This window comes from Serratia sp. CoH_134_PS_4, from assembly GCF_058190535.1.
Genome location: NZ_JBXWKI010000011.1, coordinates 140,785 through 153,951 on the forward strand (window position 1 = coordinate 140,785; position 13,167 = coordinate 153,951).

A 13,167-nucleotide genomic window follows, 5' to 3' on the forward strand; every position below is an offset into this window, starting at 1 on the left:
GCGCAACTTAATGTAAAGTTATTTTTTTTATTTTAAATGGCAACTATAACAATAAGCATTATTTGCTTGTTATATATATTCATGATCACTTAAAAAAACCTTGATCTATCTATGAATTGGAACCATGCTCAGCGTCATTAAGCGTTAATCTTCAAAGAAAAAGGCTATTATTAAGATAAAATAAGTAACTTATCTTATGTGATGCCTGACAAGCGCAGCGGCCATCGTAACGACTGATACATAAGGTATGTGCGACATTCTGTGCAAATACTTTTTGAGCATGTGTTTGTGTTGATTAGGCGTTTTTATCACTTTATGATCTGAAATCTGCAGGAAGTCAGTATGTTCAAATACCTCGCATGTTGCTTTATGTTAGTGCTAATTTACCCCCTGGGCGTGGACTTATACCTTGTTGGCTTACCCGACATTGCCAAAGACTTAAATGCCTCTGCCGTTGACCTTCATACTGCTTTTTCTATTTATTTGGCCGGCATGGCATCGACCATGATTATCGCAGGACTGGTATCCGACCGATTCGGCCGGAAACCCATCGCATTATTGGGTGCGTTGATTTTTGTCTGCGCGTCATACGGAGCCGCGTTGACGGTTTCTGCCGAACAATTTCTTTTTGCACGCTTTTGGCAAGGCGTGGGTGCCGGCTTCTGCTATGTTGTCACCTTTGCCATTCTTAGAGATACCCTGGACGATGATAAACGCTCAAAAGTGTTGTCAGTAATTAATGGTATTACTTGCATCGTTCCTGTTATTGCACCGGTTCTGGGGTATTTACTGTTAATGAGCTTTGAATGGCCAAGCCTCTTCACCGGTATGGCCATCTTCGCTGGGATTTCATGTTTAGTCTGTATATTCTGGTTAGATGAAACCTACCATAATAATAAAGAGACGCAGCCGAACAGTAAAATAATCAGCGGCGAAAGTTTATTATCAACATTATTCATCAGCCGACTATTTATTACCTGTTTGTCTATCACTGCAATTTTGACCTATGTAAACACCTCGCCAATCATATTAATGGGGCAGATGGGGTTGTCTACAGGGCAGTATTCAATATCAATGACAGGGCTGGCTGGCTTTAGCATGGCCACTTCATTTTTAACGCCCTATCTCCTGTCAAAATTTGGGCAAAAAACGCTCCTGCTATTATCACAAGCGCTATTTTTAACCTGTGCTGTTATCTTTGCACTCACACAAGCCCTGGGCCTGAATGCTTATTTAAACCTCGTCGGGTTCGCCATGATCGGTGTCGGTTTTGCTATGGGCTTCGGGATATTGATGAGCCAAGCCTTGAATCCGTTTAAGCAAAATGCCGGTTTGGCAAGTTCCGTGCTGGCCATTTGCCAGATCGCGTTCTCGGCAGGTTATATCTGGATAATGGGGATGCTGGGCGTGAGCGCAGTGAATATGCTGATTTTCCTGTTACTGTTTTCCAGCATCGCTAACACCATCGTGCTGGTCTCTGTACCCAACCAGCGGGAATGTCTCCAGGAGTAAACGCTCCCGCCCTGCCAGGCATTATCCCACTGTCGAGTCCCCTAAAACGCCTTCATAGCAATATGAAGGCGTAATAATACCAAACAGCGCTACCACAGAAGCTCTTCCCCGCAATACGGTTGTGGGCATACACACGTTCAAATACGTCATGACTTTTGGGTTGTTAGCGAAAGAGACTTAAGGAACAGATTGGATTGGATTGGATTGGATTGGATTGGATTGGATTGGAGCGGGTGAAGGGAATCGAACCCTCGTATGCAGCTTGGGAAGCTGCCGTTCTACCATTGAACTACACCCGCATCGGTGTGCGGCTGCCATTATAACCGGTTATCCCCGCTGGGCAAGCGGAGATAGCATGTAACTGCTGATGTTTTAGGCAGTTAGCGCAGCTTTCCTCTCTCCTCCCCCATCAGGCGAAAAAAAACCGGCACAGTGACCTGTACCGGCTGATATTAATACCCTTTGTCTTTCAATCCGCAGGGGTGTTGGCTATACCTTCCTGCGGTTTGAAATCTCTTCGGTATATGGCCTTATTTCTGTGGGCGCATTGCCGGGAACAGGATTACATCACGAATGGTGTGGCTGTTGGTGAACAGCATGACCATACGGTCGATACCGATACCCAGACCCGCGGTCGGCGGCAGGCCGTGCTCCAGCGCAGTCACGTAGTCTTCGTCGTAGAACATCGCTTCGTCATCGCCAGCGTCTTTCGCATTAGCCTGGTCAGCAAAACGCTGAGCCTGGTCTTCCGCATCATTCAGCTCGGAGAAGCCGTTACCGATTTCGCGGCCACCGATGAAGAACTCGAAGCGGTCAGTGATTTCTGGGTTAACGTCATTACGGCGCGCCAGCGGTGAAACCTCTGCCGGATATTCCGTGATGAAGGTCGGCTGAATCAGATGGCTTTCCGCCACTTCTTCGAAGATCTCGGTCACTACACGGCCCAGGCCCCAGCTCTTCTCAACCTTGATACCGATGGATTCAGCGATCGCAACCGCTTTACCCATATCGGCCAGATCGGCCAGATCGGTTTCAGGACGATACTTTTTGATCGCCTCGGTCATGGTCAGCTTCGCAAACGGCTTGCCGAAGTCGAACACTTCATCACCGTACTGCACCTGAGTATTGCCCAGTACGTTCTGGGTCAGGGTACGGAACAGCGACTCGGTCAGTTCAATCAGGTCTTTGTAATCCGCGTATGCCATATAGAGTTCCATCATGGTGAACTCTGGGTTATGACGCGGAGATACGCCTTCGTTACGGAAGTTACGGTTGATTTCGAATACGCGCTCGAAGCCACCAACAACCAGACGCTTCAGGTACAGCTCTGGTGCAATACGCAGGTACATATCAATGTCCAGCGCATTGTGGTGAGTAACGAATGGACGCGCAGAAGCCCCACCCGGGATCACCTGCATCATAGGCGTTTCGACTTCCATGAAGCCGCGTTCTACCATGAAGTTACGCATTGCCGCCATGATCTGAGAACGCACCTTGAACGTCTTGCGCGACTCTTCATTAGCGATCAAATCCAGGTAACGCTGGCGATAGCGGGTTTCCTGATCCGCCAGACCGTGGAACTTGTCCGGCAACGGGCGCAGGGCTTTGGTCAGCAGACGCAGTTCTGTACAGTGGATAGACAATTCGCCGGTCTTGGTTTTGAACAGCTTGCCGCGCGCACCCAGGATGTCACCCAGATCCCACTTCTTGAATTCTTCGTTATAAACGCCTTCCGCCAGATCGTCGCGCGCGACGTACAGCTGGATACGACCACCAACGTCCTGCAGCGTAACGAATGACGCTTTACCCATGATACGGCGGGTCATCATACGGCCGGCAACGGTGACTTCTACACCCAGCGCTTCCAGCTCTTCATTGTCTTTATCGCCGTATGCAGCGTGCAGCTTGTCGGACGTGGTGTCACGACGGAAATCATTCGGGAACGCAATGCCGTTCTCGCGCAGCGCGGCCAATTTCTCACGGCGTGACTGCAACTCGTTATTGAGATCCAGCGCCTGATCGGCGCCTTGTGGTTGTTGCTCAGACATTTCTGTTCCTTATAACCCGGCTTTCAAACTTGCCTCAATGAATTTATCCAGGTCGCCATCTAATACGGCCTGCGTGTTGCGCGTTTCAACGTTAGTGCGCAAATCCTTGATACGGGAGTCATCCAACACGTAAGAACGGATTTGGCTACCCCAACCGATATCGGACTTGTTGTCTTCCATCATCTGTTTATCAGCATTTTTCTTTTGCATCTCAAACTCGTACAGCTTGGCTCGCAGCTGTTTAAACGCTTGATCCTTGTTCTTATGCTGAGAACGGTCGTTCTGACACTGCACTACGATGTTGGTCGGTAAGTGGGTAATACGCACCGCCGACTCAGTTTTGTTCACGTGCTGACCACCCGCCCCCGAGGCGCGGTAAACGTCGATACGCAGGTCCGCCGGGTTGATGTCGATATCAATATCATCGTCCACTTCCGGGTAGATAAACACCGAACTGAACGAAGTATGACGACGGCCGCCGGAATCGAACGGGCTCTTGCGCACCAGGCGATGTACGCCGGTTTCAGTACGCAACCAGCCGAACGCGTAGTCGCCGATGATCTTGATGGTGGCGGATTTCAGCCCTGCCACGTCGCCGTCGGACTCTTCAATCACTTCGGTCTTGAAGCCTTTGGCTTCAGCCCAGCGCAGGTACATGCGCAGCAACATGCTGGCCCAGTCCTGAGCCTCTGTACCGCCGGAGCCAGCCTGAATATCCAGGTAGCAATCAGCACTGTCGTATTCACCAGAGAACATACGACGAAATTCTAATTGCTCGAGCTTGGCAGACAGTTGATCAAGCTCAACGACCGCTTCGTTAAAGGTTTCTTCATCGTCGGCTTCGATCGCCAATTCCAACAGACCAGTGACGTCTTCGCCGCCCTGTACCAGTTGATCGATGGTTTCAACAATGGCTTCGAGCGCAGCGCGCTCTTTACCCAGCGCCTGTGCGCGCTCAGGTTCGTTCCAAACGTCAGGCTGTTCCAGCTCGGCGTTGACTTCTTCTAGGCGTTCTTTCTTGGCATCATAGTCAAAGATACCCCCTAAGAACGGCAGTCCGCGCGGACAGGTCCTGAATTCGGTTTTTTACCGGGTTAATTTCAAACATGTTTTTAGCGTTCTTTTTCGTTGATGGCGTCGATGGCGAAATGCCATTAGAACCGGTAATTCTAGCGGATCCAGACGTCAGTTTATAGCGAGTTGGCTAGTTTTTGTGGGGGGAAGAAAACATGCCGGGGTTTGGCAGAGCAAACCCCGGATTAAGGCCGCCGTAAATTAACGTGGCCAGAGGTGTTGGATCAGTAACTGCACGTTGCGGTTACCGCGGAACTCGTTAACGTCCAGTTTGTATGCCAGTTCCACTTCGCGCACGCTGCTGTCCGGCCACAGGGTGGTATCTACATTGAAAGCGATACCGTCGAGCAACGGGCCGCCGCCGATCGGTTCAACCATCAGCTTCAAGTGTTTCTCACCCACTAACCGCTGCTGCAAAATGCGGAATGTCCCGTCAAACGTCGGCTCAGGGAATGCTTGCCCCCAAGGCCCGCCTTCACGTAGCAGTTCAGCCGTTTCCAGTGAGAGTTCCTGCATCGCCAATTCGCCGTCAGACCAGATCACACCTTCCAGCATTGCCGGATCTAGCCATTCGCCGACCAGCTCACCAAAGCGCTGGCGAAACTCGTCGAACTTGGCCTCTTCAAGCGACAGGCCAGCGGCCATCGCATGGCCACCGAACTTCATCATCAGCCCAGGATTCAGCGTATCCAACCGTTCCAGTGCATCCCGCATGTGCAAACCGGCTATCGAACGCCCAGAACCTTTCAGTATGCCATCACCCGCTGGCGCAAACGCGATCACCGGGCGGTGAAAACGTTCTTTAATACGCGATGCCAGAATGCCCACCACGCCCTGATGCCACTCAGGGTGATACATCGCCAGCCCATACGGCAACGTGGTGCTGCTGCGTTCAAGCTCGTCACACAGTTGCAGAGCTTCAACCTGCATGCCCTGTTCAATCTCACGTCGTGTCAGGTTGAGTGCATCGAGGTCATTGGCCAACATACGAGCCTGCGCGATGTCGTCACTCAGCAACAACGCCACACCGATCGACATATCGTCCAGACGCCCGGCAGCATTGAGGCGCGGCCCCAACGCAAAACCGAGATCGCTCGCCGCCAATTGACGCGCGTCGCGGTTAGCCACTTCCAACAGTGCCCGGATACCTGGCCGGCACTTGCCGGCACGAATACGGTTCAGGCCCTGATACACCAAAATGCGGTTGTTGGCGTCGAGCGGCACCACATCGGCAACCGTGCCGAGCGCCACCAGGTCCAGCAGCTCTGCCAGATTCGGCATCGCCAGTGCACGTTGTTCAAACCAACCGCTGTCACGCAGCCGTGCACGCAGTGCCAGCATCAAATAAAAAGCCACCCCCACCCCCGCCAAAGACTTGGACGGGAACGCGCAGCCGCGCAGGTTTGGGTTGACGATCGCTTCCGCCGCCGGCAGGGTTTCCCCCGGCAGGTGGTGATCGGTCACCAGCACCTGCATGCCCTTGGCGTGTGCCACTTCGACGCCCGCATGGGAAGAAATGCCGTTATCCACGGTCAAGATCAATTCCGCACCACGTGCATCTGCCTGTTCCACGACTTCGGGACTCAGGCCGTAGCCGTCTTCGAAGCGGTTCGGTACCAGGTAATCGACCGCACTGCCCCCCATGCTGCGTAGCGCCAGCACTGTCAGCGCGGTACTGGTGGCACCATCGGCATCGAAATCGCCCACCACCATAATGCGACGATGATCGGCCAGCGCCTGTTGCAGAATGCCAACAGCGGCGTCAATGCCGTCCAACTGCTGCCAGGGCAGCATACCTTTGACGCTGCGTTCCAACTCCTGCTCAGCCTGAACGCCGCGCAACGCGTATAAACGGCGCAGCAGCGGATGCAGGCTGGCAGGCAAATGGCTCTCGTCCGTCACCGCACGGCGGCGTAGTTGTGTTTTGATGCTCACCGGCGATTAACCACCGGTTTTGGTTGCGGTCTGGTGCGCGTCCAGCATAGCGGCCATCTCTTTCGGCCCCTGATAGCCAGGGATCATCATGCCGTTTTCCAGGATGATGGCCGGGGTACCCTGAATACCGAACTGCACGCCAAGCGCATAGTGTTTGCTGATATCGGTTTTACAGGTGGCTGGTGAAACTGCGTCGCCTTTCATTGCCAGGTCAAAAGCCTTGGCTTTGTCGGCGGTACACCAGATTGATTGCATGTCTTTCTCGGCCTGGGAATTCAGCCCCTGACGCGGGAAGGCCAAATAACGCACGGTAATGCCCAGATCGTTATACTCTTTCATCTGTTGATGCAGCTTGTGGCAATAGCCGCAAGTGATGTCGGTAAACACCGTGATCACGTGTTTTTGCTTCGGCGCTTTGTAAACGATCATTTGATCTTTCAACGCTTCCAGCTTGGTGGTCAGCAGCTGGTTAGTGACGTTCACGGGCTCTTTGCCACTCACGTCGTACAATGGGCCTTGCAGAATGTGTTTGCCGTCTTCAGTCACGTACAGAACGCCGCTATCGGTCAGCACGGTTTTCAACCCATTAACCGGTGAAGGCAGTACGTCTGCCTGCTGAATACCCAGGCTGCCGAGTGCTTTTTGGATTGCCGCATCGTCGGCATGGGCCGCGCCAGTCACAGACGCCACCAGCAGGGAGAGCAGCATTAAACCTTTCTTCATTCTTCCAATCCTTTTGAACCCGGCGTGTCAGGCACGCGGGTGGTGCTGTTGATGTAGCTGTTTGAGTCTTTCTGTCGCTACATGCGTATAAATTTGTGTTGTTGAGAGGTCGCTATGCCCCAATAACATCTGTACGACACGGAGATCGGCACCATGGTTCAGCAAATGGGTGGCAAATGCATGACGTAACACGTGTGGCGACAGCCGCTCACTGTCAATGCCCGCTAGGATCGCATAGTGTTTGATGCGATGCCAGAACGTCTGTCGAGTCATTTGCTGACAACGGTTGCTCGGGAACAATACATCCAGTGCCTGGCCGTTCACCATCCACGGACGCCCATGCTCCAGGTAATTTTCTATCCAGTACACCGCCTCTTCGCCCAGCGGTACCAGTCGTTCCTTGTTACCTTTACCGATCACGCGCACCACGCCTTGGCGCAGGCTGACGTCGCTGATGGTCAACCCAACTAATTCAGAAACACGAAGACCGGTGGCATACAGCACTTCCAGCATCGCTTTGTCACGCAGTTCCAGCGGTTGGTCCACGCAGGGCGCCTGCAGTAACGCATCGACCTGCGCTTCGCTCAGATCTTTCGGTAACCGTTGCGGCAACTTCGGCGAGGCAAGCAGCGCTGTGGGATCGTCGGTGCGCATGTTTTCGCGGTACAGGTATTGGAACAGGCGACGCATGGCGCTCAACAAACGCGCAGAACTGGTGGCCTTGTAGCCCCCTTCGACCCGTTCGGCGAGAAAGGCCTGCAGATCCAACGCTTGCGCCTGTAACAGGGGAGTATTTTGTTGGTTCAGCCAGGCGACCAGCGCTTGCAGATCCAGCCGATAAGAGGCCAGCGTATTTTCTGCCAGATTGCGTTCGAGCCACAGCGCATCCAGGAATTGCTCAATCAATGCATGATCTTGCTGTTGCACGCGGTCCTCCCTTTGTTGCGTTTATGCCACAGGCATTATGCCTTAAACCGGTACAAATCGGGTATACTCGACGCAATTCTACCTACGGCAATATAACGGTTTACACATGAAGATTGGTCTGTTTTACGGCTCCAGCACCTGCTACACCGAGATGGCGGCAGAAAAAATCCGTGAGATTCTGGGTGAAGACCTGGTCGACCTGCATAACCTGAAAGACGTCTCCCCCACACTGATGGAAGCGTATTCCATCCTGATCCTCGGGATACCAACCTGGGACTTCGGTGAACTGCAGGAAGATTGGGAAGCGATCTGGCCACAGCTGACCACGCTGGATTTGCAGGGGAAAATTGTCGCCATGTATGGCATGGGCGATCAACTCGGTTATGGCGAATGGTTCCTCGATGCGCTCGGTATGCTACACGATCACATTGCCCCACTCGGCGTACAGTTTATCGGCTTCTGGCCGATTGACGGCTTCGAATTTACCAGCCCGAAACCGCTAAGCGCTGACGGCAAACACTTCGTCGGCCTGGCGCTGGATGATGTGAACCAATACGACATGAGTGACGAGCGTCTGCAACAATGGTGTGAACAAATCCTGTTGGAAATGGAACCGCTGCTGTAATGCCAATGGGCGCGGTAACCGCGCCCACGCCATCTTTACTTCCACAAGCGGAAACGGCTCTCCCCTTCATCAACCGGTGTTTCACCGCTCAACCGTGCCGGATCGGCCACCTGATACCAGTCTAATTTACGCGTCAGCAGCATAATTCCCGCCAAAACTGCGAACAACAACCCGGCCCCGAGTACCAATGCGTTATCTTCTGATTGCAGCAGTAAATACAACACGCCGTATAACATCAACAAACTGACGGCGAATAGCCCCCCGCGTAGCCTGCCGCGCAGCACCGCACTGAGGTAAAAGGCAATGAGCCCGCTGCAGGCAATGCTGGCCAACAGATAGGCTTTGCCGAAACCGAAATGCTCGGAAAAGGCCAACAAGATCAGATAGAAAAGCACTAATGCTGCCCCCACCAACAGATACTGGATTGGGTGTACTCGCAGACCGGTCAAGGTTTCGAATAAGAAGAACGCCATAAACGTCAGGCCGATAAACAACACCGCATATTTCACTGCGCGCTCGGTCAGTTGGTAGTGATCCACCGGTTCAATCAGGCTGGTGCTGAAGGTCGGCAATTTTTCTTCGCCGAGAATTTCGTCGTCGTAATGGAAAGCGCTGTTGATGTTGTTGGCAAACCAGGTGCTGCGCCAGCGAGCACTGAAGCCTTTTTCCGTCACTTTACGTTCATCCGGCAAAAAGTTGCCAAGGAAATTCGGATGCGGCCAATTACTCTGCAGTGTCAATTCACTGCTGCGTCCAAGCGGTACCAATGACAAACTGCTGGTACCCGCCAGCGTGAGGGTAAACTCAGCGTCCAGCCCCGTTTTCTGCAATTCGCTCAGCGTCAGCGGTGCGTGAACCCCTTGATGCAGCACACTGACCTGAGTACCCGGCTCAAAGGTTGTCTGCGTCTGTGCGCCGATAAGCGGTGAGATACTTTTGATACCGCGTGAATCGCTCAGTGATACCAGCAAGAACGGCTGGCCAAGAATCACATTACTGCGCTGCAAATCGGCCAGATCGGGCTGGCCAAACTTCACCTTAAAATTCAACGGCCCTTGATACACTTGCGTCTGGTAGATGCCCAACTTACGCACGTCGACATTCGGTTTGCCGCTGACCTGCAGCGTCTCCGGCAGGAGATAACGGTGGTGGCGGACCATTTGCACCACTTTCTGCCCCTTGTCATCCGTCTTCTCTTCGCGTTCGCTATAAGGAATGACAATCAGCGGCCCCAAGATGCGCTGTGCCCGGCTGGTGCTTTCGCTGACCTGCCCCACTACGCTCTGGCGGTAACCGCTGCGTTCCTCAATCACGTTCATTAACTGTGTCACCGGAATGATCATTAAGATCATCAATCCCAGCAGAGTGGTTATCTTCCAAAACAATACCGATTTCATCATCGCCGCGCGCTCCTTGTAGGTTATTACGCCACGATAGAGGCCTCTGGTGAATACAGGATGTGGTTATGTGAAGGGACGGTGAAGTCAGAGAGATAAGGTGAAAATAGCGGCCACGCCCTGCGGCTGGCGATTATGCAAGCGAATACCACCACGGTGTAACCGCGCAACTTCCTGTACGAAACTCAGCCCCAGGCCACTGCTTTTCGGCTTGTCGGCCCGGGCCAGTGAATAGAAACGTTCGAACACCTTGTCCAGCGCATAATCGGGAATGCCCGTGCCGTCGTCACTGATGGTGATGCAATAGTGGTTGTCCTGCCGTTTGCCGCACACGCTGATGGCACCGCCCGGTGGGGTGAAGTCCAAGGCATTGTCGAGCAAGTTGGTCAGCGCCTGGCTGATCAGCAGCCCATCACCGGTCAAGGTCATTTCCTCAACCTCCTCAATCTGGAGCAAAACGCTACGCTGCGCTGCCTGCGCCTCTTTACCTGCCACGGCCTGGCGTACCAGCACAGCCATCGCCAAAGGTGCCAATTCCAGACCGGGCCGGCTTTCCAGCCGCGCCTGCACCAGCAGTTTATCCACCAATTGTTGAATGCGTGCACTCTGCTGTTCGATATTGGTCAGAAAACGCTGAGCCGTGGCCGGCGGCGGCAGTTCCTGAAGCAGCTCGGCTGCACCGCGGATCGCCGCCAGTGGGCTTTTCAGCTCATGGGTCAGGGTATGCACATACTGTTCGATGTAAGCCTTACCTTCCAGCTTCACGCGCATGCTTTCCAACGATTGTGCCAATTGCTTCAGCTCATGGCCGCCCATTTTCGGCAGCGGTATGCTTTCGCCCTGCGCCACGCCGTCAGCGTAGCGCACCAACCGACCAATCGAGCGGTTTATCCACCAAACAAAACCCAAACCGATCAGCAGTGCAATCCCCAATAACAGCGCACCAGCCCATAGAATGCGTCGCTCGCTGCGTTTGATTACCGGTGCCATGGTGCTGTTGGGTTTACCGACGCTGAGCACGCCGATGATTTTTCCTTGCTCCAACACCGGTGCGGCGACGTACATGACTGAACTGTTTTCATCCTGTGGATTGCTGCGGGTGCTGCGCGCACCGTATTGGCCACGTAACGTCAAATAGACGTCATTCCAGCGTGAGTAATCCTGCCCGAGCGCCTGTCCGCTGGAATCAAAAATGACGTTGCCTTGAAGATCGGTGAGGTAGACGTGATATTCGCTGCGATCCTTGCGGATACCGGCAATATTGGCGCCGATGGGCCGTTGATTGAGTTGGGCAAACGCCTGCGCCAGTTGCCCGTGTGCCACGTCGTCACGCTGCATATCGAGACGGGCGATCTGCGCCAGCAGATTGGCTGTATCCACCAATGTGCCTTCGGTCGCCCGCCGCACACCGGGTTTCACTTCCTGCACAAAAATGCTCAACACGAAATAACCTGCGACAGCCACAATCAGGAAATATCCCAGCAGCAGGCGCAAACCTATTCTCATGGCTGACGGCTCACGCTATAGCCCAGGCCTCGATGGGTGTGGATCGGCGGTTCACCGGGATCGATCGCGCGCAACTTGGCACGCAACGTTTTGATATGCGTATCGACGGTACGATCCAGGCTTTCCTCGGCCTGAGACCAGACACTGTCCATTAACTGCTGACGTGAAAATACCCGTCCGGGCGCCAGCAACAGGGTTTTCAGCAACAAAAATTCGTAGCGGGTCAATGGCAGTGGCTGCTGATGGTAATAGATGGCCGCGGCCTGCTCATCCATCCCAAAAGGACCAAAGCTGTACAACGCAGGCTGTTGCAAACGTTGCTGTTTTTGCAGGCGACGTAAAATGGTGCGCACACGGGCACTGACTTCTCGTGGGGAAAAAGGCTTGGCAACGTAATCGTCGGCACCAATCTCTAACCCAATCAGGCGGTCAACTTCATCGCTGCGGGCTGTGAGAAACAAAATGGGTAAATCCGCCGACTGCGATAACAGCCGGCGGCACAGTTCAAAACCGTTGATATCTGGCAGGCCGACATCGAGGATAGCCAGCGCTGGCGCACCCTGCGCCAACGCCTGCAATGCCGGCTCGCCACGCTCGAACCAGCGCACCTGAAAGCCTTCGCTTTCCAGGGTATAAATCAGCGTGTCAGCAATGCTAGGCTCATCTTCCACCAGCCAGAGCGTCGGCTTCATCAGGGTTCCTCGCCATCACCGGTGGGCGGATACAGCAGCGCCTGACGCAAATGCCGCCAATCGGCTTTAGCCATAGAATCGGAAGCCAGCCACAACCGACGACGTTTTTTCCCTTGGGCCGGCTGCAACGTCAACAAAATGCCGTAACGCGGCATCCAGGGCTGTTTTACCAGTTGCCATTCCTGCCCGTGCCAGCCCACGCGTTGATTCGCCAGCAGGTGTAGTTCACCCTGCCGCGACGCAATGCGCTTCTGGCTACGAATACATTCAAACACCACCAGCGTCAGCAGGACCAGCCAGATTGGGCCGTAACCCTCCGGCCAGGGTGAAATCAGAATCAGTAGGATCAGTGCGCCGTGTGTCAGCAGCGAAAGTAACTGGGTGCGCCAGGAAATACGGACATCACATCGCCACTGGGCCACGGTCTTTATTTCGCGTCTGGATCAGTGTCACCATTCTCTGCAGTTCACTGTCCTGCGGAGCGCCATGATTCATCAGCCAATTGAAGAGATCGGGATCATCAGATTCAAGCAGACGGACAAACAGCGCTTTGTCTGTGTCATTGAGCCGATCATATTCGTACTCGAAGAACGGCATGATTGAGATGTCCAGCTCGCGCATACCACGGCGACACGCCCAGTGGATACGTGCTTTGTTATTAATATCCATGTTGTTATGACTAACCTCTTTTCAGCGTGGCAACGCCATCGCAGGGTTCAACTGACACA

Annotated in this window: 12 protein-coding genes and 1 tRNA gene; 2 read left to right on the forward strand and 11 right to left on the reverse strand. The window is 53.6% G+C overall.

Annotated elements, in window-relative coordinates; all coding sequences use genetic code 11:
• Positions 1–342: 342 nt before the first annotated feature.
• A complete protein-coding gene (locus AC2FCQ_RS17680) occupies positions 343–1,512 on the forward strand; it encodes an MFS transporter (RefSeq protein ID WP_209639649.1) in 1,170 nt (389 codons plus the stop codon).
• Between the two features lie 225 nt (positions 1,513–1,737).
• On the opposite strand, the gene AC2FCQ_RS17685 is transcribed toward AC2FCQ_RS17680, so the two are convergent.
• The 6 genes from AC2FCQ_RS17685 to xerD all read right to left on the reverse strand — a co-directional run bounded on the left by AC2FCQ_RS17685 (position 1,738) and on the right by xerD (position 8,219).
• A tRNA-Gly gene (locus AC2FCQ_RS17685) sits at positions 1,738–1,811 on the reverse strand.
• A gap of 231 nt (positions 1,812–2,042) precedes the next feature.
• Positions 2,043–3,560, reverse strand: coding sequence for a lysine--tRNA ligase (lysS, locus tag AC2FCQ_RS17690; RefSeq protein ID WP_209639646.1), 1,518 nt, complete (start codon positions 3,558–3,560; stop codon positions 2,043–2,045).
• Positions 3,561–3,569: 9 nt separating this feature from the next.
• Positions 3,570–4,668, reverse strand: a protein-coding gene (gene prfB, locus AC2FCQ_RS17695; protein WP_115185178.1) for a peptide chain release factor 2 whose coding sequence is annotated in 2 segments (ribosomal slippage) — positions 3,570–4,592 and positions 4,594–4,668 — 1,098 coding nt in all. Because the reading frame shifts where the segments join, the coding sequence is not laid out codon by codon here.
• Positions 4,669–4,835: 167 nt separating this feature from the next.
• Positions 4,836–6,569 (reverse strand): single-stranded-DNA-specific exonuclease RecJ, encoded by a 1,734-nt coding sequence (gene recJ / locus AC2FCQ_RS17700; protein ID WP_209639644.1) that lies wholly within the window; start codon positions 6,567–6,569, stop codon positions 4,836–4,838.
• Positions 6,570–6,575: 6 nt separating this feature from the next.
• Positions 6,576–7,292: a bifunctional protein-disulfide isomerase/oxidoreductase DsbC gene (gene dsbC, locus AC2FCQ_RS17705; RefSeq protein ID WP_490308784.1), complete on the reverse strand. Its 717-nt coding sequence runs from the start codon at positions 7,290–7,292 to the stop codon at positions 6,576–6,578.
• A 27-nt stretch (positions 7,293–7,319) separates the two neighbouring features.
• A complete protein-coding gene (xerD, locus tag AC2FCQ_RS17710) occupies positions 7,320–8,219 on the reverse strand; it encodes a site-specific tyrosine recombinase XerD (protein WP_209639639.1) in 900 nt (299 codons plus the stop codon).
• Between the two features lie 106 nt (positions 8,220–8,325).
• On the opposite strand from xerD, the gene fldB reads away from it, so the two are divergent.
• Positions 8,326–8,844 (forward strand): flavodoxin FldB, encoded by a 519-nt coding sequence (fldB, locus tag AC2FCQ_RS17715; protein ID WP_265557021.1) that lies wholly within the window; start codon positions 8,326–8,328, stop codon positions 8,842–8,844.
• Between the two features lie 35 nt (positions 8,845–8,879).
• On the opposite strand, the gene creD is transcribed toward fldB, so the two are convergent.
• From creD to sdhE, 5 genes are all read right to left on the reverse strand, one after another.
• Entirely contained in the window at positions 8,880–10,244 is a 1,365-nt protein-coding gene (creD, locus tag AC2FCQ_RS17720) for a cell envelope integrity protein CreD (protein WP_490308785.1), read from the reverse strand.
• An 84-nt stretch (positions 10,245–10,328) separates the two neighbouring features.
• Complete coding sequence (gene creC, locus AC2FCQ_RS17725) at positions 10,329–11,747, reverse strand: two-component system sensor histidine kinase CreC (RefSeq protein WP_490308786.1); 1,419 nt, start codon at positions 11,745–11,747, stop codon at positions 10,329–10,331.
• Complete coding sequence (gene creB / locus AC2FCQ_RS17730) at positions 11,744–12,439, reverse strand: two-component system response regulator CreB (RefSeq protein ID WP_265557023.1); 696 nt, start codon at positions 12,437–12,439, stop codon at positions 11,744–11,746. Before creB ends, creC begins: the two co-directional genes overlap by 4 nt.
• Complete coding sequence (locus AC2FCQ_RS17735) at positions 12,439–12,861, reverse strand: protein YgfX (protein ID WP_265557024.1); 423 nt, start codon at positions 12,859–12,861, stop codon at positions 12,439–12,441. The genes creB and AC2FCQ_RS17735 overlap by 1 nt, the downstream gene beginning before the upstream one ends.
• Positions 12,842–13,108 carry an FAD assembly factor SdhE gene (gene sdhE, locus AC2FCQ_RS17740; protein ID WP_209639622.1) on the reverse strand — a complete coding sequence of 89 codons (267 nt, stop codon included), beginning with the start codon at positions 13,106–13,108 and terminating at the stop codon, positions 12,842–12,844. Before sdhE ends, AC2FCQ_RS17735 begins: the two co-directional genes overlap by 20 nt.
• Positions 13,109–13,167 lie beyond the last annotated feature (59 nt).